Genomic DNA, 21217 nt, shown 5'->3' on the forward strand with positions numbered 1-21217 from the left:
CGCGAGCGCTCGTTTTATTGTACGCTTGCCATTCTTTCGACGCGCCGCCGTCCCGCGCGCCGCTTGCCTCCGTGACCCTTCCACATTCAAAGGACCATCATGAAACTGTACTTCAGTCCCGGTGCTTGTTCGCTTTCTCCCCACATCGTCCTGCTCGAAGCAGGCTTGGCATTTACGACCGAAGCGGTCGATCTGCGCAAGAAGGTCACTGCCAGCGGAGCCGACTTCAGCGCCATCAATCCCAAGGGCTACGTGCCGGCCCTCGACACCGGGCGCGGCATGCTGCTGACCGAAGGTCCCGCCATCGTGCAATACCTGGCCGACCTGGCTCCCGAGAAAAAACTGGCGCCCGCCGCCGGCACCCCGGAACGCTATGCGCTGGCCGAGTGGCTCAACTTCATTTCCACCGAGCTGCACAAGAATTTCAGCCCGCTGTTCCGTCCCAACATCGGCGAAGAGCTGGTTAACTATGCGCACGGCAACCTGAGCACGCGCCTGGCCTATGTCGAACGCATGCTCGACGGACGCGACTACCTGACCGGCGCCCAGTTCACGGTGGCCGATGCGTATTTGTTTACGGTGCTGAACTGGGCCGGCGTGCTCAAGTTCGACCTGTCCGGCTTTCCCCGGGTGCAAGCGTTCCAACAGCGCGTGAGCGAGCGGCCGATGGTGCGGCAGGCGCTGCGCGACGAAGGCTTGCTCAAGTAAGCGCCGGATGAACGGCGCATGCTGTATCGCCCTGTTGCGCGGCATTAACGTCGGGCGCGCCAAACGGATCGCCATGGCCGACCTGCGCCAGCTCGTTGGCGAACTGGGCTGTACGGATGTCCGCACTCTGCTCAACAGTGGCAATGTGGTGTTCCGTGCGCCGCCCAAGTTGCGTGCGGCCATGGCCGCCCGCATCCAGGATGCGATGGTGGTCAAGCTGGGCGTGGTGGCAAGGGTGATGGTGCTCGGCAGCGATGACCTCGACCGCATCGTCGCCGCCAACCCCTTGCTGGCGGTGGCCACCGATAACGCGCGCCTGCTGGTGTTCGTGTTCAGCGATCCGCAGGCGCCGGCCTTGCTGGCGCCGCTGGCCGCGCGCGACTGGGCCCCGGACATGCTGGCCGTGGGCGAGCAAGCCGCGTATTTGTGGTGTCCGGACGGCGTACTGGAAAGTAAAGTGGCGGGCGCGATGGGCAAGCTGCTCGGCGACGGCTTGACCGCGCGCAACTGGAATACCCTGTGTAAATTGCAGGCGCTGTGCGCCGAACCGCCCAAGGGCTGACCCGCCTGCCATGCGGGATCGGGCAGGCAAAAAAAATCCCGCGTTCGGCGGGATTTTTTTATGCGATTCTTCGATTACTGGAATTTCTCGCCACTTTCGCGGCGTGCGCGGTAACCGATCAGCACCAGGCCGAGCAGCATCATGGCGAAGACTTCAGGCTCGGGCAATTCCGACATCTGCGGGGCTGGCATCGCGGCCATCTGCATGGCGTTCATCTGCGGGTGGCTGTCCATGGCGGCGGCGCCGGCCTGCTGGTTGTCCAATACCTCGATAGCGCTCGCTGGTGCGGCGGCCACCAGGGCGAGCATGAAAGCTGCTGCGACTGCGTATTTTTTCACGGTGTTTCCTCTTCTTTTTGGTTTCCGCAAGAGCATGATTACTCATGCTGCATTGCAACCAGATGAGCACTAAATGCGAATCATCCAGCCTTGTATTTAACCACGCTCGCCACCGAATTCAAAGCCATTCCGCTCTAAACGTCGTTTTTTTGATGTTTTATTGATCAGAGGAATTAACATTTCCCGGTAAATGCTGCGCTGCATCAAAACGCAAGGAAACTATCAAAAAGACACGAGGGTTGCCACTCGTTACACCTCGCTGTCGCGCGACAGCAAGCCGTGGCAGTAGGCGGTATCGGACAGGTCGACTGCGCCGGTCAGAGGGTCTTCGGCGGCGGCGGAGCGGGCGCCGAACAGGCTGGCGAAATAAGCGAAGAGACGACGCATGTCACTAATCCATTCGTGGGTTTTAAGGATCATCTAATGATCGCGATTTACCATCAAGGGCTGATACGAAATGTTACGAACATACCGGCATTTCCCAAGCGGGCCTTGAGCTGGCTCAGGTCCACCACAAGACGCATTGTCGAGTTGATCAGAGGTGTTGCGTCGCAAAATTTTTTCAGCAGATCAAGGTATACCTGGCATTTTTTTGGCGGTATAGTCTCCCTAATCCATTGCCTTCAAGCATTAAATTGATGGCAAAGGAGCACGCATGGGCCACATCGCCCGTCGTGCGGATGTACCGTCAGGCGACATCGATCGGCCACATGGTTTGCGGAAATTATCATGGTCACATATCGAACGTCGCTGTCACTGCCGCTCCCCACCATTGCGCGGCAGAAGAACGATGTTTGCATAGTCAGTCCTTCCGCAGCCACCATTCATAGAGTAACCACATGCCCAATCTTGCCAAGCTCCAGCTCGCCCTCAAGAATGTCTACGTGCGCATCGGCGCCGGACTCCTGTTCGTCCTGCTCGTCGGCTTGGTCATCTACAACGCCGACGTGGCGCAGGACACCAGCCCGCTGGTCCATTCGCAGGACATTTCGCGCATCACCGCGCTGGCCTCGCAGAAGGACAAGCTGGAATACCTGATGGTGGCCAAGCCGCTGTCGGAGTCGCCGCGCTACATCTTCAAGTTCAAGGGTGCGCCCCAGCTGCACGTGATCAAGGTGCCGAGCACCTCGCACCTGAGCCTGGAGCGCGAAGTGCTGCTCAAGAACGCGATTCCGTATTCGATCGCCAAGGAAGACTACCTGGCCTCGCACAAGGCGGTCCTGCTCGACGAAGGCCAGAACGCCGCCAGCGCCGAAGCGGTGGCTTTCCTGAAGCGCCACGCGCTCGATATCTTTTTGATCCTGCTGATTCTCTACGCGATCAAGTTCGGCATCCCCGGCATGGGCATGAGCGCCGCCGTCATCATGCCGGACAAGCTCAAAGGCAGCATGGATGACCTGATCGGCATGGACGACATCAAGCAGGAAGTGCTGCACCTGGAAGACATGATCCGCAACCGCAGCGAATACAAGTCGCACAATATCGACAAGCCGTTCAACGTGATGCTGACCGGCCCCGCCGGCACCGGCAAGACCAAGCTGGTTGGCTACCTGGCCAAGAAACTCAATGTGCCGCTGATCCAGGCCTCCGGCTCGGCGCTCGAATCGGGCTACGTGGGCGGTGGTTCCAAGGCCTTGAATGCCCTGTACCGCAAGGCCTGCGCGCGCGGCAGCTGCATCATCTTCCTGGACGAAGCGCAAACCCTGTTCATGCCGCGCGGCCGCGGCGAGAAGAAGTGGGAAGACGACACCGCCAACACGCTGCTCGGCCTCCTGGACGGCGTCAAGAGCGACAAGGGCGCCGGCGTGATCTGGGTGGTGGCCTCGAACTTCGACGACGCGTCGGTCGAGATGGATGAAGCGATGCTGCGCCGTTTTTCGGTCAAGATCAACTTCCGCCTGCCGAACAAGGGCGAGCGCGGTGCGCTGCTCAAGAGCTTTTTGGGCCGCAAGAAGGAGGGCCTGGTCGACTGGAACGACCTCGATCTGGGCCAGGTCGCCGAAATGACCGCCAACCTCAGTCCCGCGCTGCTGGAAACCGTGGTCGAACGCGCCAGCATGATCTCGATCCAGGAAAAGGCGATCATCAACACCGACCTGATGTTCCGCGCATTCGAGCGCGCCACCCTGGGCTTGACCGACCGCGCCACCACCGCCGAAAAGCACAAGCAGCGCGAACGGGTGGCGCTGCACGAACTCGGGCACTTCTTCATGCAGATCGACCCGTACCTGCGCCAGGGCCTGAGCCTGGCCGAGGTGAAGGAAAAATCGCACCTGCTCAAGATCAGTACCGAGTCGGTGTCCAAATTGGGCGCGCTGGGGTATGTGCTGCAATCGGGCGATGACGTGTCGCTGCGCACCCTGGAAGAACTGGAGCAGGACGTGATCCAGCTGTACGGCGGCGTGGCCGCCGAGGAGCTGTTTTACGGAGCGCGCGGGATTTCGGTGGGCAGCCAGAACGACATCGAGAAAGCGACCAAGATGCTCAATTTGATGGTCAATCGCCTGTCGATGTATTCGCACTCCAAGATCGATTACACGCAGTTGAAGAACGAAGGCAGCGGCGAGCACACGATCCGCCAGGTGGAAGAGAAATCCGATGAGCTCTACACGTACACCCTGGGGGCGATCCGCGATTACAAGGCGGTGATCGAGTCGCTGAAAGATACTTTGCTGGACCAGTACGTGCTGTCGAAAGACGCCGTGTTCGCGCTGCTGGAAGAGCGCCGCGACCTGCTGGCGTTTCACGTGGCCGGCCAGCGCTTGGGCAATCTGAAGCTGTGTACCGAGGTGGCTGCGGTTTGAATACCCACGCCACACCTTAGTACCCTTGTATTAAAAACCGTCATTCCCGCGCAGGCGGGAATCCAAGGCATCTTCGGTTAGCGGCGGTGCCTTGGATTCCCGCCTGCGCGGGAATGACGGTTTTTGGTCTACGGTGCTAAGTGCTATTTAGCGAGCGGGTAGTTTTAATGCCCGCCGTTCACCGGCTTCACCGCCGCCAGATCCACGCTGATCCGCTCGACCATGCTGCGCGCCAGCTCCCTCTCCCCGACGAACACCTGGCTGCCGGTCTCCTTGCGCAGCAACTCCGCTTCTTCCTCGTTATGCGTGCGCACCAGCGTACGGATCCCCGGATTGAGCGCGCGCGCCGTTTCGATCATGGCGCGCACATGGAAGGTATCGGGCGTGGCAATCACCAGCAAGGCCGCGCGCGCGATGTGCGCCTGGATCAGCACCGCCGGTTCCGCCGCGTTGCCCGCCACCGCCGCAATATCGCGGCGGCGCAGCTGGTCGACCAGCTCGCGGTTCTGCTCCGCCACCACGATATGCACGCCCTGCGCCGTGAGCGCATCGGCGATCATCCGGCCAACCCGCCCGTACCCGACCAGCACCACCTGCCCGCTCAGGCGCTCTTGCGGCACCGACATCGGCAGCTCGGCCAGCGGATCGGTCGAGCGCTCCACCTTGCGCGCCGCGTCCGAGCGCGCGCGCAAGGCGCGCTGCAGCGGCTCGATCGCCTTGAACAGCAGCGGATTGAGCGCGATCGAAATAATCGCCCCGGCCAGGATCAGGCTCTGGCCTTCTTTCGGCAGCAAGCCGAGCGACATGCCGAGCGCCGCCAGGATGAACGAAAATTCGCCGATCTGCGCCAGGCTGGCCGACACCGTCAGCGCCGTATTGAGCGGATAGCGCAGCGCGATCACCAGCGCAAAGGCCACCAGCGACTTGCCGAACATGACCACGGCCACCACCGCCAGCACGCGCAGCGGGCTCTCGACCAGCACCATCGGATCGGCCAGCATGCCCACCGACACAAAAAACAGCACCGAAAACGCATCGCGCAGCGGCAGCGATTCTTCGGCCGCGCGGTGGCTCAGGGGCGACTCGCGCAGCACCATCCCGGCAAAGAACGCGCCCAGCGCGAACGAGACGCCAAACAATTCCGACGAGCCGTAGGCAATGCCCACCGCGGTGGCGACCACGGCCAGCGTAAACAACTCGCGCGAACCGGTGCGCGCCACGCGCCACAAAAACCACGGGAACAGCTTGCGCCCGACCACCAGCATGAAGACGATGAAAGCGGCCACCTGCCCCAGGGTGAGCCCCAGGGTTTTCCAGATGTTCGCGTCGGCGCCGGCGGCGACGCCGTCCGGCCCTGTTCCGCCCAGCGCGCCGGCCAGCGCCGGCAGCATCACCAGCATCAGCACCGTCACCAGATCCTCGACCACCAGCCAGCCGACCGCGATGCGGCCGTTGATCGAATCGAGTATGCCCAAGTCCTCCAGCGCCCGCAGCAGCACCACCGTGCTGGCCACCGACAGCGCCAGCCCGAACACCAGGCCCGCGCCCAGGCTCCAGCCCCAAAAATACGCCATGCCGATGCCCATGCCGGTGGCCGCGCCGATCTGCAGCACCGCGCCAGGCACGGCGATGCCACGCACTTCCATCAGGTCGTCGAGCGAAAAGTGCAGGCCGACGCCGAACATCAGCAGCATCACGCCGATTTCGGCCAGTTGCCCGGCCAGCGCCACGTCGGCCACGAAGCCCGGCGTGGCCGGGCCGATCACGATCCCGGCGGCCAGGTAGCCGACCAGCGCCGGCAATTTGAAGCGCACGGCGATCATGCCGAATATGAGGCCGAAGCCCAACGCGGCGGCGATGGTGGTAATCAGGCTGATGTTGTGGTGCATACGGACGCTCTCCTCGTGATGGGCGGAGCCCCCAGTATAGTTTACATGGGCCTGTACAGACGCCTACGGAATGGTGGCCAGCGCCAGCAGCACCTTGCGCACCGAGGCGCGCACCGCCAGGAATTCCTCGCGGCGCCCGGTTTTATCGAGCCGGAACAGCATCAGGCCCTCGATCTGCGCCACCATCAGGATGGCGCGCTGGCGGTACTGCTCGTCGCCGATGGCGGGATTGAGGCCGCGAATGAGCTTGAAGATGGCCTTGCGCTCGCGCGCCATCATGGTATCCATCAGGTTCGAGGCGAAGGCGTTGCGCGAGGCCAGGGCCCAGATCTCGAAAAAGATTGCGTGCGTCACCGGGTCGGTGATCTCGTCCAAAAACATGTCGCAGGTCGACAAAAACTGGTCCAGGCGCGGCTCGCTCGTCATGGCCGCCGAAATCGAATCCATCTTCGACTGGAACACGTCCATCGTATAGAGCAGCAGCGCTTCGAGCAGCGCATCCTTGCTCTGGTAGTAGTGCTGCACGTTCGACAGGCTGATGCCCACCTCCGCCGCCACGCGCCGCATCGACAGCCCGGCATAGCCTTCGGCCGCCAGCAAGGTGCGCGCCACGCGCAAAATGTCGTGCGCCCGTCCCAATCCTTTTTCGGTGGTGACGGAGGCTTTGTGTTTGAGGGCGCTGGCGAGGGTCGGGGACATGGGCGCGATTATCGCATGGCGCTATGCAAAGCAGGTCGGCTGACCTATAATCGGCGCACTAGGTCGAGCGACCTAGTTCATAAAAATATCCAGGAGACGCGCATGAGCCGCAAAGTTTTTGTCACTGGCGTGGGCATGATCCCCTTCGCCAAGCCGGGCGCCAGCGCGCCTTATGACCAGATGGGCGCCTTGGCCGCGCGCCAGGCGCTCGACGATGCCGGCGTGGCCTACGACGACATCGAGCAGGCCTACGCCGGCTACGTGTATGGCGACTCCACCAGCGGCCAGAAGGCGCTGTACCAGGTCGGCATGAGCGGCATCCCGATCGTCAACGTCAACAACAACTGCTCGACCGGCTCCACCGCGCTGTTTCTGGCGCGCCAGGCCATCGCCAGCGGCGCCGCCGAGTGCGTGCTGGTGCTCGGCTTCGAGCAAATGAGCCCGGGCGCGCTCGGCGCCGTGTTCGCCGACCGTCCCAGCCCGTTCGAGCCGTTCGACCGTGTTACCGATGAACTGGTCGGCATGCCCGAGCTGCCGCTGGCGTTGCGCTACTTCGGCGGCGCGGGCCTGGCCCACATGAACAAATACGGCACCCCGTTCGACGCCTTTGCCAAGATCCGCGCCAAGGCCAGCCGCCACGCCGTGAACAATCCGCTGGCGCTGTTCCGCAAGGAGGTCACGACCCAGGACGTGCTGGACGCACCCATGATCTGGCCGGGCGTGATGACGCGCCTGATGGCCTGTCCGCCGACCTGCGGCGCCGCTGCCGCCGTGCTGGTGTCGGAAGACTTCGCGAAAAAGCATGGCCTCAAGGCCGACGTGTATATCGCCGCGCAAGCCATGACCACCGACCGCGCCAGCACGTTTGACTCGGGCGACATGATGCGCCTGGTCGGCTACGACATGAGCCGCGATGCCGCCGCCAAGGTATACGCGCAGGCCGGCATCGGCCCCGACGAACTCGATGTCGTCGAACTGCACGACTGCTTCGCCCACAATGAGCTGATCACCTACGAAGCCCTGGGCCTGTGCCCCGAAGGCGGGGCCGACAAATTCATCAACGATGGCGACAACACCTACGGCGGCAAGGTCGTCACCAATCCGTCCGGCGGCCTGCTCTCGAAAGGGCACCCGCTGGGCGCGACCGGCCTGGCCCAGTGCTTTGAGCTGACCCACCAGTTGCGCGGCAGCGCCGGCGCGCGCCAGGTCGACGGCGCGCGCATCGCGTTGCAGCACAACCTGGGCCTGGGCGGCGCCTGCGTGGTCACCATGTACCGGGGCGCATGATGGAGATGAACGTGTGCGGCGCCTCGCCCTGGATGACCCCCGAACTGGAAGGCTTTCGCGATAGCGTGCGCCGCTTCGCGGCCAGCGAAGTCGCGCCGCACCAGCAGCGCTGGCGCGAGCAGCAGCACGTCGACCGTGATCTGTGGCGCAAGGGCGGCGCCATGGGCATCCTGTGCGCCGACATCCCCGAGCAGTACGGCGGATCGGACGGCAGCTTTGCGCACCAGGCCATCGTGTTCGAAGAACTGGGCTACTGCGGCGACATGGCCTTCGGCATCCACGTGCACGCCATCGTCGCCCACTACCTGCTCAACCAGGGCACCGAGGCACAAAAACTCAAGTACCTGCCCAAGCTGGCCAGCGGCGAGATGGTGGCGGCGATCGCCATGTCGGAACCGGGCGCAGGCTCCGACCTGAAAGGCATCCGCACCACCGCCGTCAAGACGGTGGACGGCTACAAGGTCAATGGCTCCAAGACCTTCATCTCGAACGGCTACCTGGCCGACCTGGTCGTCGTAGTGGTCAAGACCGATGCCGAAGCGGGCGCCAAGGGCGTTTCGCTGCTGTTGATGGAGACCAGGGACAACCCCGGCTTTCGCGTCGGCCGCATCCTGGAAAAAGTCGGGCAAAAGGGCCAGGACACGTGCGAGCTGTTTTTCGATGACGCCCATGTGGCGCTCGACAACGTACTCGGAGGCGTGGAGGGCCAGGGCTTTGCCCAGCTGATGACCGAGCTGCCCTACGAGCGCACCATCCTGGGCGTGGCCGGCGTGGCCGCGATCGAACGGGCGCTGCGTTTGACGATCGACTACACGCGCGAACGGCGCGCTTTCGGCCAGGCCCTGATCGAGATGCAGAACACGCGCTTCGTGCTGGCCGAAATCAAGACCGAGGCCACCATTGCGCGTATCTTCATCGACCGCTGCATCGATGAGACCATCAAGGGCAACATGGATACCGTGACCGCTTCCATGGCCAAATACTGGATCTCGGACCTGCAATGCAAGGTGATCGACCAGTGCGTGCAGCTCTTTGGCGGCTACGGCTACATGCTCGACTACCCGATCGCCCAGATGTACGTGGACGCGCGCGTGCAGCGCATCTACGGCGGCGCCAATGAGATCATGAAAGAAATCATCGCCCGTTCACTGTAGGAGAAGCGCATGGCAGGACCGCTGGCAGGAATCAAGGTGATCGAAATGGCCGGCCTCGGACCCTGTCCGTTCGCCGCCATGATGTTGGCCGACATGGGCGCGCAAGTGATCCGCATCGAGCGCAAGAGCGCGCCCGGCGCGGCCACGCCGTTTCCCATGCTGGGAACGAAATACGACGTGCTGGCGCGCGGACGGCGCTCGCTGGCGCTGGACCTCAAGCAGCCGGCCGCGCAAGCGATTGCGCTGGACCTGATCGCCAAAGCCGACGTGGTGCTCGAAGGCTTTCGCCCCGGCGTGATGGAGCGGCTCGGACTCGGGCCGGACGCTTGCCTGGCGCGTAACGCCGCGCTGGTGTTCGGGCGCGTGACCGGCTGGGGCCAGAGCGGCCCGCTGGCGCAGGCGGCGGGGCACGACATCAACTACATCGCGCTCACCGGCATGCTGCACGCGATGGGCCGCGCCGATGCGCCGCCGGCGCCGCCCCTGAACCTGGTGGGCGACTTTGGCGGGGGAGCGATGATGCTCGCCTTCGGCGTCGTCTGCGCGCTGCTGGAGGCGCGCGGCTCGGGCAAGGGCCAGGTGATCGACGCCGCCATGACCGACGGCGCGGCGCTCCTGGGCGCCATGATGTACGGCTTGCGCGCCCAGGGCGGCTGGAGCGGTGGGCGCGAAGCGAACCTGCTCGACGGCGGCGCCCATTTCTACGACACCTACGCCTGCGCCGACGGCAAATTCGTCTCGGTGGGCGCGATCGAGCCGCAGTTCTACGCGCTGCTGCGCAAACTCGCCGGGGCCGAAGATCCCGCCTTCGACGCGCAGATGGAGCCGGCCGGCTGGCCTGGGCTGAGCGAAAAACTGGCGGCCTTGTTTGCGCGGCGCACGCGCGATGAGTGGTGCGCGCTGCTGGAAGGGACCGACGCCTGCTTCGCGCCCGTGCTCGACCTGGACGAAGCGCCCCGTCATCCGCACAACGCCGCGCGCGCCACCTTCGTGGAAGTCGACGGCGTGATGCAGCCGGCGCCGGCGCCGCGCTTTTCGCGCACCGTGCCGGAACTCGGTAGCGCACCGGCCTGGCCCGGCCAGCACAGCGCGGCGGTGCTGAAAGACTGGGGCTGGGATGATGATGCGATTGCCGCCCTGGCCGCGCAGGGCGTCATTTAAGGAGCGTTCTTATCGATATGGCGCTTGTGTGGCCCGATTAACCAGCGCTTGGGGCGATCAGGAGTAAGATCGTCACAGTCAAACACCCTGCGGAGGCACTATGCAAGATACCCTGAGCGGCCCTGAGTCCTTCCCGGACGACAGCACAGCCGAATCTGAAGCGATTCCGGGGCGCGACCTGTTCATCGTCGCCAAATTCTTCACGCCGACCGAAGCGCACCTGGCGCGCAGCTTCCTGGTCGCTTCCGGCATTCCGGCGGTGGTGGCCGATGTCAACCACGCCCAGGCCGACCAGTTCCTGCTGCCGGCGATGGGCGGGGTGCGCGTGCTGGCGCCCCAGGAATACCTGGAACAGGCGCAGCAACTGCTGGCCGCGCGCGAGCACGGCGACTTTGCCCTGAGCGACGATGCCGATGTGGGCCAGCCCGAGTAAACGCGCGGGCTAAGTAAGTGTGCAGAAATTATTGTGATTTATAGCGAACAGAAGCGGATGCCTTGCAAGGCGCACGCCGCGACGCAGTGCGAGCACTGCTAGCGGTGGGCAGCACAGCAAGGCCCCGCTTATGGAAGCTGGAAATTACAAGAATTTATGCGCACTTACTTAGGCGTCGACGGTCGAGGTCCATCCCGGCAGGGCGCCGATGCGCGCCGCCAGGAAGTCCATGAACAGGCGCGAGCGCGCCGGCTGGTAGCGGCGCGACGGATACACCAGCGCTAGTTGCTGCGGCGTGCCGCTCCACGCGGGCAGCGCGCGCGCCAGCCGGCCCGCTTGCAGCATGTCGTGCACCAGCCAGTGCGGACACAGGCCGATTCCGGCGCCGGCCAGCAGGCTGTCGCGAATCGCCAGCGCGTTATTGACCCGATAGCGCCCGCGCGTCGTCACCGTTACCGCTTCCGCCCCGCGTTGCAGTGTCACTTCGTCGCCGTCCGCCAGCCAGGCAAAGCGAATGAAATCGTGCTGCGCCAGGTCGTCCGGCCGCTCAAGGCGAGCATGTGCCGCCAGGTAGGCCGGCGCCGCCACCAGCGAGCGTGGCGAGAGCGCAATCGACCGTGCTACCGAATCGGGCGGCAGCGGACCGCCCAGGCGCACCGCCACGTCCACGCCGTCGCCGACCAGGTCGACGAAACGGTCATTCAAAATCAGCTCGATCCCGATGTCCGGATGCAGCGCCAGGAACTCCTGCGCCAGCGCGTTCAGGTGAAACTGGCCCAGCGCCACCGGCGCGTTCACGCGCAGCAGGCCCGTTGCCTGGTGCGCGTGGCCGCGTACATCGGCCAGCGCATCCTCGTATTCGTCAAGCAGGCGGCGGGCGCGCTCATGAAAGCGCAAGCCTTCGGACGTCGCCAGCAGGCCCGTGGTGCTGCGATCGAGCAGGCGCACGCCCAGGTGGGCCTCGAGCGCGTTGATCGCCTTGCTGACCGTCGGCTGCGTGGTGCCGGCCTCGCGCGCTGCCGCCGACAGGCTGCCCAGGTCGACCGCGCGGGTGAACAGGCGCATCAAGCGCAAGGTATCCATCGTTGCTCCTTATTCCAGATTGGAATGGATGATAGTCGATCCGCCTGTCTATCGGCGCAATGCGGAATGGTCTACCTTTTGCCTTCACTTCATTCAAGGGGAAATGCCATGTCGGGATTACGCGCGCTGCCGTTCTTGTTATTGTTTTCATTGCAGCTTGCCGCCGCCAGTGAGCCGCACTGGGTCGCCAGCTGGGGCGCCAGTGCGCAGGCGCGCTGGGACGACAGTTTCATCCTGCCGGTGGGCGTGCCGGCGTCGGTCGAACAGCAGTCGGTGCGTGACGTGGTGCGCCTGAGCGTGGGCGGCAAGCGCCTGCGCATCGTGCTGTCGAACCGCTACGGCGCCACGCCGCTGCAGGTGGGCGAGATGCGCGTTGCGCTGGCCGGCGACGGGGCCGCGCTGATGGGCAGGAGTCGGGCGGTCACCTTCGGCGGCAGTGCCAATGCCAGCGCGGCACCCGGTGCGGTGCTGGTCAGCGATCCGGTCGACCTGCCGGCCGGCGCGCTGGCGCGGCTGGCCATCACCACCTACTACCCGGCGCCCACGCCGGTGTCGACCTTTCACTGGGGCGGCCAGCAAACGCCGTATCTGGCGAACGGCAATGCCACAGCGGCGGCCGACCTGCCGGCGGCGGCGCGATTCGCTGGACGCGCTTTTTTGAACGCGGTGCTGGTCGAAGCGCCTGCCGCGACGCGCAGCGTGGTGGTGCTGGGCGACTCGATCACCGACGGTAACGGCTCCTCGCCCGACCAGGACCGGCGCTGGACCGACGTGCTGGCGCAGCGGCTCGCCCCAAGTGGCGTGGGCGTCGTCAACGCCGGCATTTCGGGCGCGCGCCTGCTGGGAGAGCGCATGGGCGCCAATGCGCTGGCGCGCTTCGACCAGGATGTGCTGGCGCGGCCCGGCGTGGCCAGCGTGATCGTCATGATGGGGATTAACGACATCGGCTGGCCCGGCAGCCCGTTCGCGCCGGGCGATGCCGCCGTCAGCGCGGAGCAGGTCATCGAGGCCTATCGCCAGCTGATCGCGCGCGCCCGCTCGCACAAGCTGCGCATCGTCGGCGCCACGCTGCTGCCGTTCGAGGGCGCGCTGGCCGGCACGCCCTACGAAGGCCATTACAGTCCCGCCAAGGAAGCAGTGCGCCAGCGCGTGAACCGCTGGATTGTGGGCAGTGGCCAGTTCGATGCGGTGTTCGATGCCGATGCCGTGCTGCGCGACCCGGCGCGGCCGTCGCGCATGCGGGCCGATTACGACTCGGGCGACCATCTGCATCCGGGCGACGCCGGCTACCGCGCGCTGGCAAAAGCGCTCGACTTGGGCCAGTTGATGGGGAAAAAGCGGGTGCGGCACTGAACCAGATGGCGGCGGGCGACGTCCAAGGAGGTGAGATCACCTGCCAAGGAGTTGTCCATGAACGATTTTTTTGACGCACGCAACAAAAAGCTGATGCGCGACCTGCAAGCGGCCGCGCTCAATGTGCTCGACCATAACCAGACCGAAGCGCTGTGCATTCCCATCGACGGCACCGATCCAGTGCTGTACGTGTTCGTGGGCGACGCCGCCGCCCTGGCGCGGGTGTGCGCGATTATCGACAGCGAGGGTGGGCCGATGAATTTTACCTAGCAAGCCACGCTGTCACGAACGTAAAAAAACCCCTGAGCGCTTGAGTTCTCAGGGGTTTTAAGGCAAATCGCTATTTGCCGTGTTCGTGGTGGTGATAGGTGGACTTGAACCACCGACCCCAGCATTATGAATGCTGTGCTCTAACCAACTGAGCTATATCACCCGACAGACCAAGATTATAGAGATCTCATTTTTCCATGTCAAGGCTGTGCGATTATTTTTTCTGCCGCGCCACAACCAACTCCAGCATCTCCCCGGCCGGATTGTCACTCAGACAATCAATTACCACCCGATCCGGCATCGAACGCAGCCAGGTCAGCTGGCGCTTGGCCAGCTGACGGGTGGCGATAATGCCGGTTTCGCGCAGGGCGGCGCGGTCGATCTTGCCATCGAGATAATCCCAAGCCTGTCGATAGCCCACGCAGCGCATCGACGGCAAGCCGGCGTGCAGGTCGCCGCGCGCGCGCAGGCCCGCCACTTCGGCCACGATGCCGGCATCGTCGCGCGTGCCCAGCATCTGGTCGAAGCGGGTCGCGATGCGCGCGTGCAGCACGCTGCGGTCCGACGGCTCCAGCCCGAACGAGAGCAGGTCGAAGGGCAGCGCGGTTTTTTCGCGTTTGGCCAGCAGTTCCGACATCGGCTTGCCCGAAAGGGCGATGATTTCGAGCGCGCGGTTGATGCGCTGGGCGTCGTTGGGCGCGAGCCTGTCGGCCGTTGCGGGGTCGAGCGCGCGCAGCTTGTCGTGCATGCCGGGCCAGCCGATGATGGCCGCTTCGGCGTCGAGCTGCACGCGCAGGGCCGGATCGGCCACCGGCAGGTCGTCCAGGCCATCGGCCAGGCCTTTGAAGTACATCATGGTCCCGCCGACCAGCAGCGCCAGTTTGCCGCGCCCGTTGATCTCGGCCACCAGGCGCAGCGTATCGTCGCGGAACTGGGCCACCGAATACGATTCGGTCGGGTCGATGATGTCGATCAGGTGATGCGGCGCGCTGGCCAGTTCCTCTTGTGTCGGCTTGGCGGTGCCGATATCCATCTCGCGGTACACCAGCGCCGAATCGACGGAGATGATTTCGGCGGGGATGGCGCGCGCAATCGCCAGCGCGGCGGCGGTCTTGCCCGACGCGGTCGGACCCATGATGGCAACGGCGAACGGCTTCATGGCGTGATCCTTGGTTTCATTGCGTGACCCTCAGTGGCGTGGCGGTCAGGCGCACGGACGCGAATACGGCCAGGCCGAGCGCGCACGATACCAGCGCCAGCGGATACAGCGTGCCGTCGAAGCTCGCGCCGACCACGCTGCCGACCGCGAACGCGACGCACATATATAAAGCCCCCATCAAGCCGGCGGCGGTGCCGGCCTGCTGCGGGAAGGGCGTGACCGAACCCGATTGCGACACCGGAAAATTGACGCCGTGCGCGCCCATCGTCATGAACAGGGACAGCACCACCACGCTCCAATGCGCCAGTCCCGCGCCGACGGCGGCCAGGAACACGGCGCCGGCGGCCAGCGAGACGGTGCTGCCGATGCGCAGCGTGACCGCTGCGCCGAACAAAGGCAGCAGGCGGCGGCACACGATGGTGCCGGCCAGGTAGCCCGATACGCCAATCGCGAAGCAGTAGCCGAACCACTCGGTCGGCACGCCCAGCACGCGGATCAGCACCAGCGAGGAACCGGAAATGAAGGCGAAGATCGATCCGAACGACAGTGCGCCGGGCAGTGCGTGAGCCCAGAATTGGCGCGAACCGAGCACCAGCCGGTAGTTTTGCGCGAGGCCGCTCAAGTCGGTCGCCCTGGGGTTTTTATGCATGTTCGTCTCTGGCAGGCGCAGCACAACCGCCGCCAGCAGCAGCAACGACAGGACCGACAGCGCCACGAAGGCGGCGCGCCAGCCGAAGGCCACCTGCAGGTAGGAGCCGAGAATCGGCCCGGTGAGCGGCGCGAGCGAAATCCAGGAGCTGGCGCGCGCGATCACGCGCACGCTGTCGGCCGGCGGGTAGGCGTCGCGCACGATCGCGCGCGCGACGATCACGCCCGAGCAGCAGCCCAGCGCCTGCAGGAAGCGCGCCACGATCAGCAAGGTGATATCGGGTGCGGCCGCGCACAGCAGGCTAGCCACCACGTACAGCGACAGGCCCCAGATCAGCACTGGGCGGCGTCCGAAGCGGTCCGACAGCGGGCCGACGATCAGCTGCGCGCCACCGAAGCCGATCACGAACATCGACAAGGTCAGTTGCACGGTGGCGGCGGGCGCGCCGAAGCCGCTGGCCAGGCTGGGGAGCGACGCCAGGTACAAGTCGGTGGACAGGGGCTGCAGCATCAGCAGGCCGATGATCAGCAGAAGAACAGGCGCGTGCGCGTACGGCGCCAGCGGAGCGATGGTGTCGGGCTGGCGCATCGTCATTGACCGCGCAGGAACAGCTTGTCGAGCGAGGAGATGTCGAGCTGCACCCAGGTTGGGCGGCCGTGGTTGCACTGGTCGGCGCGTTCTGTGCTTTCCATCTGGCGCAGCAGGGCGTTCATTTCGGGCTGGTTCAGGATGCGGTTGGCGCGCACCGCCGTGTGGCAGGCCAGGGTCCCAAGGAGCTCGTTGCGGCGCTCGATCAGCACGCGCGAGCCGCCGAATTCGCGCACGTCGCGCAGCACGTCGCGCGCCAGCGTTTGCGCGTCGGCGTTCTTGAGCAGGGCCGGCACCGAGCGCACCGCCAGCGTGGTGGGCGAGAGCGCCGCGATGTCGAAGCCGAGCGCCTGCAAGGTGTCGCGGTTTTCCTGGGCGGTGCCCACTTCGACCGCGTCGGCGAAAAAGGTGACCGGGATCAGCAGGGCCTGGACCTGCATCTCCTGGCCGCCGACCTGCGCGTCGAGCGCGTTTTTCAGCTGCTCGTACAGAATCCGTTCGTGCGCGGCGTGCATGTCGACCAGCACCAGGCCCTTGGTGTTCTGGGCCAGTATATAAATACCGTGCAGCTGGGCCAGGGCGAAGCCGAGCGGGTATTCATCGTTCGACATCGTCTGCGTCGGCGCGGTGTAGGGCGTGACCGGGGCGCTGGCCGCGCTGGACGAAGCAGCGAACAGCGCGCCGTAGCTGTCCATGGTCTGCGCCACGCCGGGACCGTCGTAGCGGCTGCCGGGCGGGTAGGGCGAGGGCGAATAGGTGGCCGAGAGCTGGGCGCCGAAACTGGTTTGCTCATGTTCGCGGCGCCATGACGACACGCCGCCCACCTCGGCCGCCATCTGCGGCGCCGGCGCGTTGCCGTGGTCCGTGGCCGAGGTTTTGGCCAGCGCGCGCTGCACCGCGTGGAACACAAACTGGTGCACCGCGCGGCTGTCGCGAAAACGCACCTCGATTTTCGACGGATGCACGTTGACATCGACCAGCGCCGGGTCGAGGTCGAGCGCCAGCACATAGGACGGGAAGCGGTCGCCATGCAGCACGTCCTGGTAGGCGGCGCGCACCGCGTGCACCAGCAGCTTGTCGCGCACATAGCGCCCGTTCACGTAGAAGAACTGGCCGTCGGCGCGCGCCTTGGAGGCGGTCGGAAGGCCGGCGTAGCCGTGCACGCGCAGGGGGCCGGCGTTTTCGTCGATGGCCAGGCGCGCCTCGGCGAAGTCGTTGCCGAGGATATGAGCGCTGCGGCGCGCCATCTCGCTCACGTTCCAGTGATCGATGGTGCGGCCGTTGTGCGACAGCGAAAACGCCACGTCCGGGCGCGCCAGCGCGATGCGGCGCACCACTTCCGCGCAATGGCCGTATTCGGTCTGTTCCGACTTGAGGAATTTACGCCGGGCCGGCGTATTGAAGTACAGGTCCTGGACATCGATCGTGGTGCCGTGCGCGCCGGAGGCTGGCGCGACGGCGCCGAGATGGGAGCCGACGATTTCCCAGGCGTGCGGGGCGTCGGCGGTGCGCGAGGTGACCGAGACGGCGGCCACGGCCGCGATGGAAGCGAGCGCCTCGCCGCGAAAGCCGAGGGTTGCCACGTTTTCCAGGTCGGTCAGGGACGCGATTTTCGACGTGGCGTGGCGGGCCAGGGCGAGCGGTAGCTGGTCGGGGGCGATGCCGCGGCCGTTATCGGTGATGGCGATGCGTTTCACGCCGCCTTCTTCCAGGCGCACGGTGACCTGGGTGGCGCCGGCGTCGAGCGCGTTTTCGAGCAACTCCTTGACCACGGCGGACGGTCGCTCGACCACCTCGCCGGCGGCAATTTGCGAAATCAGCTGGTCGGGGAGGGCCTGGATCGGGCGGTGCGCGGAAATAGGAGCGTTCATGCGCGAATTATATCCCCAGTGTCCGCGAATGCCGCAGCGCGCCCCCAACTTCCCACCGGGGTCTGACCTCTGATTCGAAACATTGTAAAACCCCGGGCAGGGAAGTGTGAACGGAGCGCTGTTCTACAACCTGCGCGAACGCGTTTGTCGACTTGTGGCGTAGATGCTGCAAAACGGGAGCCCGTCACGCGTTTTCCAGATAAAAAGTTTCGAATCAGAGGTCAGACCCCGGTTGGGGAGCTTGGGCGGGGGGGCTGGCCTCGGTGTGGAGATTATTGTTGTTCGCGCACGGGGATGGGGGCGTTGCAGAGGTCGATGTGGCCGGCGGCGACTTTGGTCCAGGGGCCGCCGCGGTTGCGCTGGGCTTCGACCGCCGCTTTGTAGGCGGCACTGTCGGTGCGCATGACTTCCCATTTGCTGCGCTCGGCCTCGGGCACGTCGGCCGCTACCTTGAACGAGGCGATCGGGACGTGCTGCTCTTTCTTTTCGTAGAAACCCATCGGCGCCGGCCCGCGCGGCAGCGTCGACAGCAGCGGCATGCCGGCAATCACCCGCCCCACCACCGTGATGTTGCGGTCCAGGTGGCGCGGGGCGTGCCCGATCACCACGTACAGGGAGGAGCCGCCGCCACTGTCGGCGCCATTGTCGCGCCCCACCCCAACCATGCCGTAGCAGTGGGCCAGCCAGGCCTGGCCGGTTTTCGGGTCGCGCGCCGATGGGAAACCGTTCGAGTGCCCTACCTGCCGCGCATAGCCGTCGCGGTCCGGCAGGCGCGTGAAACGGCTGTCGTTTTTCATCGGGACCGTGAATTCGGCGGGCAAGGTGGCCTTGGCGGCCTTCATCGGGCGCGGGTTCTTTTCATCCGGGTCGCCCCATTGCACTACCCAGTTGTCCTGCGAACGGATGATCGCCAGGCCGTCGAAGTAGTTCTCGCGGGCCAGCATTTTGATGTTGACGGCGTGCTGTGGAGCAAATGTGGGCGCCAGTTCGATGACCACCCGTCCGCCAGGCACCTCCATATATAGGGTATTGTCGGGATCGAGCGCGCGCCAGTCCGATGGCTTCGAGGCCTTGATCACGTCGGCCACGGTGTTCTTCGATGGCAGTTCCCTGGCTACCGCGGCGCCGTGCGCGGGCAACGCCAGGCCGCCGGCCAGCACGGCCGCGACGATGCCGGCCTTGTTTATTCGGTGTTGTACATCCATCTGTTGTCTCCAGGTCGGTTGGCTCGCATGGCGTCCGCTGCGCCGCTCGACACAATTGTAAACCGCAAGATAGCTGGTCAGGAAACTTCTGACGCGGCGCAATTTTCTTGCGGGACCCCCTGTGGCGGATACAAATTTTGACTCCGAGTGATGTTATTATGCGGCGCTACCTTTTAGGATATTTATGGATCTGATGCAATTCTTCGACATGATTCTGCATGTCGATAAGACGCTGGGGGTGTTGCTGGCCCAATATGGCGTCTATGTGTACGCCGTCCTGTTTGCCATCGTGTTCTGCGAGACCGGCCTGGTGGTGTTGTTCTTCTTTCCTGGCGATACTCTTCTATTCATTGCGGGCGCAGCCTGCGCCACCGGCCAGCTCGACCCGTGGATCTTGACGGCCTTGCTGGTCACCGCCGCCGTCACCGGCAACACCCTCAATTACTGGATCGGCGAAGCCATCGGGCAGCGCGTATTTACCCATAATTACCGCTGGCTCAACAAGGATGCCTTGCACCGCACCCACGATTTCTTTGAAAAGCATGGCGGCAAGACCATCATCCTGGCGCGTTTCGTGCCGGTCGTGCGCACCTTCGCTCCGTTCGTGGCGGGCGTGTCGGACATGACACATACCCGTTTCCAGCTCTATAACATCACCGGCGCGCTGTTGTGGGTGGTCAGCCTGGTCACGGCGGGCTTTTTCTTTGGCAACATGCCTATCGTGCGCGATAACCTGACCCTGATCGTGCTGCTCGGCGTGGGCGCGGCCATCATCCCGCTGCTGCTCGGCGGCGTGTACAAAGTCAGTCGAAAGATGCTCAGCCGTTAAGCACTTCCCCCATCGGCGCGACATTTTCGCGCCGATGTTGCTTTGTGGACTCAAGTTTCCGGGCATACCCGCCGATAACCAGACTGTATTTCTTACTTTCTGGAACATCATGCGCAACTTGATCGCCCTCTTCGCTTGCACGCTGGCCATCTCGACGGCAAGCGCCAACGATCCTCACGCCGCCGCCAAACCGGCTGCCGCCACCCCTGCCGCCCCTGCCGCCAAGCCCGGCGCGTCCAAGGCCGAGCCAGTCAAACTGGCGGCGCTCGAGACGCCCAAGCCGGCGCCGCCGTCGGCCAAGGCCGCCGCCGCCCAGGCCCTGAGCGAAGCGGACGCCGAAGCCGAGCTGTCGGCCAAGATCGCGGCGCGCCTGGCCCTCATGCGCGCCAACCAGGCAGCCCGCCTGGCCGCCGCCGCCAAGGCGAAAAAGGTATCCGTGACGCGCCGCGAAGCGGTCAGCGCGATCACCCAGCCGGCGCCGGCGCGTCCCTTCCACAGCGACCACTGGTCGTACGAGGGCGAGACCGGCCCGGCCAACTGGGGCAAAATCAACGCGGCCTGGAGCAAGTGCGATACCGGCACGCGCCAGTCGCCGATCGACCTGCGCGATGGCATGAAGGTCGACCTCGAACAGATCACCTTCGATTACAAGCCGACGGGCTTCAACGTGGTCGATAACGGCCACACGGTGCAGGTGACGGTCGGCGGCGGCAATTTCATCACGGTGCAGAACCGCTCGTACGAACTGCTGCAGTTTCACTTCCATCGCCCGTCCGAGGAAAGGGTCAACGGCAAGGGTTTCGAGATGGTGGTGCACATGGTGCATAAAGACCCGGAGGGCAAGCTGGCGGTGCTGGCGGTGCTGCTCGAACGCGGCAAGGGGAACAATATGATCCAGACGGTGTGGAACAACCTGCCGCTCGAAAAGCTCGACGTCGTCAATCCGAATGTGGTGCTGGACGTGGCCGAGATGCTGCCGCAGCGCCGCGATTACTTCACTTTCATGGGGTCGCTCACCACGCCGCCCTGCAACGAGGGCGTGCTGTGGCTCGTGATGAAGCAGCCGATGCAGGCCTCGCCGGCCCAGATGGCGCTGTTCTCGCGCATGTATCCGCTCAACGCCCGGCCGATCCAGGCCAGCTCGGGACGCATGATCAAGGAATCGAACTAAGTTC

General features: G+C 64.7%; 20 protein-coding genes and 1 tRNA gene. 11 read left to right on the top strand and 10 right to left on the bottom strand.

Going from position 1 to position 21217, the window contains the following annotated elements; genetic code table 11:
• Positions 1-99: 99 nt before the first annotated feature.
• Both gstA and F0185_RS00300 read left to right on the top strand, forming a co-directional pair.
• Entirely contained in the window at positions 100-708 is a 609-nt protein-coding gene (gstA, locus tag F0185_RS00295) for a glutathione transferase GstA (protein ID WP_167220521.1), read from the top strand.
• A gap of 7 nt (positions 709-715) precedes the next feature.
• Positions 716-1270, top strand: coding sequence for a DUF1697 domain-containing protein (locus tag F0185_RS00300; protein WP_167220524.1), 555 nt, complete (start codon positions 716-718; stop codon positions 1268-1270).
• A 74-nt stretch (positions 1271-1344) separates the two neighbouring features.
• Here F0185_RS00300 and F0185_RS00305 read toward each other — a convergent pair whose 3' ends face one another.
• Positions 1345-1608, bottom strand: a complete 264-nt coding sequence (locus F0185_RS00305) for a PEP-CTERM sorting domain-containing protein (protein ID WP_167220526.1) — start codon at positions 1606-1608, stop codon at positions 1345-1347.
• Positions 1609-1857: 249 nt separating this feature from the next.
• Complete coding sequence (locus F0185_RS00310) at positions 1858-1995, bottom strand: hypothetical protein (RefSeq protein WP_167220528.1); 138 nt, start codon at positions 1993-1995, stop codon at positions 1858-1860.
• Positions 1996-2447: 452 nt separating this feature from the next.
• Here F0185_RS00310 and F0185_RS00315 point away from each other — a divergent pair, with 452 nt between their 5' ends.
• Positions 2448-4412, top strand: coding sequence for an AAA family ATPase (locus F0185_RS00315; RefSeq protein WP_167220530.1), 1965 nt, complete (start codon positions 2448-2450; stop codon positions 4410-4412).
• Between the two features lie 164 nt (positions 4413-4576).
• Here F0185_RS00315 and F0185_RS00320 read toward each other — a convergent pair whose 3' ends face one another.
• Together F0185_RS00320 and F0185_RS00325 are read right to left on the bottom strand one after the other, a co-directional pair.
• A complete protein-coding gene (locus F0185_RS00320) occupies positions 4577-6301 on the bottom strand; it encodes a cation:proton antiporter domain-containing protein (protein ID WP_167220532.1) in 1725 nt (574 codons plus the stop codon).
• Positions 6302-6364: 63 nt separating this feature from the next.
• Entirely contained in the window at positions 6365-7000 is a 636-nt protein-coding gene (locus F0185_RS00325) for a TetR/AcrR family transcriptional regulator (protein WP_167220534.1), read from the bottom strand.
• Positions 7001-7102: 102 nt separating this feature from the next.
• Between F0185_RS00325 and F0185_RS00330 the strand changes: the two genes are divergently transcribed.
• The 4 genes from F0185_RS00330 (at position 7103) to F0185_RS00345 (ending at position 11035) form a co-directional block, all read left to right on the top strand.
• Positions 7103-8287 (top strand): lipid-transfer protein, encoded by a 1185-nt coding sequence (locus F0185_RS00330; protein ID WP_167220536.1) that lies wholly within the window; start codon positions 7103-7105, stop codon positions 8285-8287.
• Positions 8287-9441, top strand: coding sequence for an acyl-CoA dehydrogenase family protein (locus tag F0185_RS00335; RefSeq protein ID WP_167221280.1), 1155 nt, complete (start codon positions 8287-8289; stop codon positions 9439-9441). The genes F0185_RS00330 and F0185_RS00335 overlap by 1 nt, the downstream gene beginning before the upstream one ends.
• Before the next feature lie 9 nt (positions 9442-9450).
• Positions 9451-10602 (top strand): CaiB/BaiF CoA transferase family protein, encoded by a 1152-nt coding sequence (locus F0185_RS00340; protein ID WP_167220538.1) that lies wholly within the window; start codon positions 9451-9453, stop codon positions 10600-10602.
• Positions 10603-10702: 100 nt separating this feature from the next.
• Entirely contained in the window at positions 10703-11035 is a 333-nt protein-coding gene (locus tag F0185_RS00345; protein WP_166887003.1) for a putative signal transducing protein, read from the top strand.
• Positions 11036-11203: 168 nt separating this feature from the next.
• On the opposite strand, the gene F0185_RS00350 is transcribed toward F0185_RS00345, so the two are convergent.
• Positions 11204-12118: a LysR family transcriptional regulator gene (locus tag F0185_RS00350; RefSeq protein WP_167220540.1), complete on the bottom strand. Its 915-nt coding sequence runs from the start codon at positions 12116-12118 to the stop codon at positions 11204-11206.
• A gap of 108 nt (positions 12119-12226) precedes the next feature.
• Between F0185_RS00350 and F0185_RS00355 the strand changes: the two genes are divergently transcribed.
• Positions 12227-13471, top strand: coding sequence for an SGNH/GDSL hydrolase family protein (locus F0185_RS00355; RefSeq protein WP_167220542.1), 1245 nt, complete (start codon positions 12227-12229; stop codon positions 13469-13471).
• A 57-nt stretch (positions 13472-13528) separates the two neighbouring features.
• Positions 13529-13741, top strand: coding sequence for a hypothetical protein (locus tag F0185_RS00360; protein WP_167220544.1), 213 nt, complete (start codon positions 13529-13531; stop codon positions 13739-13741).
• Positions 13742-13827: 86 nt separating this feature from the next.
• Here F0185_RS00360 and F0185_RS00365 read toward each other — a convergent pair.
• From F0185_RS00365 to F0185_RS00385, 5 genes are all read right to left on the bottom strand, one after another.
• Positions 13828-13904, bottom strand: a tRNA-Met gene (locus F0185_RS00365).
• A gap of 51 nt (positions 13905-13955) precedes the next feature.
• Positions 13956-14900, bottom strand: coding sequence for a tRNA (adenosine(37)-N6)-dimethylallyltransferase MiaA (gene miaA / locus F0185_RS00370; protein WP_167220546.1), 945 nt, complete (start codon positions 14898-14900; stop codon positions 13956-13958).
• A gap of 16 nt (positions 14901-14916) precedes the next feature.
• Positions 14917-16143: a multidrug effflux MFS transporter gene (locus F0185_RS00375; protein ID WP_167220548.1), complete on the bottom strand. Its 1227-nt coding sequence runs from the start codon at positions 16141-16143 to the stop codon at positions 14917-14919.
• On the bottom strand, positions 16140-18008 hold the full coding sequence (mutL, locus tag F0185_RS00380; protein ID WP_167220550.1) for a DNA mismatch repair endonuclease MutL: 1869 nt from the start codon (positions 18006-18008) through the stop codon (positions 16140-16142). The genes F0185_RS00375 and mutL overlap by 4 nt, the downstream gene beginning before the upstream one ends.
• A gap of 272 nt (positions 18009-18280) precedes the next feature.
• On the bottom strand, positions 18281-19213 hold the full coding sequence (locus tag F0185_RS00385) for a peptidylprolyl isomerase (protein ID WP_167220552.1): 933 nt from the start codon (positions 19211-19213) through the stop codon (positions 18281-18283).
• Between the two features lie 184 nt (positions 19214-19397).
• Between F0185_RS00385 and F0185_RS00390 the strand changes: the two genes are divergently transcribed.
• Both F0185_RS00390 and F0185_RS00395 read left to right on the top strand, forming a co-directional pair.
• A complete protein-coding gene (locus F0185_RS00390) occupies positions 19398-20042 on the top strand; it encodes a VTT domain-containing protein (protein WP_167220554.1) in 645 nt (214 codons plus the stop codon).
• 109 nt (positions 20043-20151) lie between these two features.
• Complete coding sequence (locus tag F0185_RS00395) at positions 20152-21213, top strand: carbonic anhydrase (RefSeq protein ID WP_167220556.1); 1062 nt, start codon at positions 20152-20154, stop codon at positions 21211-21213.
• Positions 21214-21217 lie beyond the last annotated feature (4 nt).

This window comes from Massilia rubra (assembly GCF_011682065.1).
Lineage (GTDB): Bacteria > Pseudomonadota > Gammaproteobacteria > Burkholderiales > Burkholderiaceae_D > Telluria_A > Telluria_A rubra.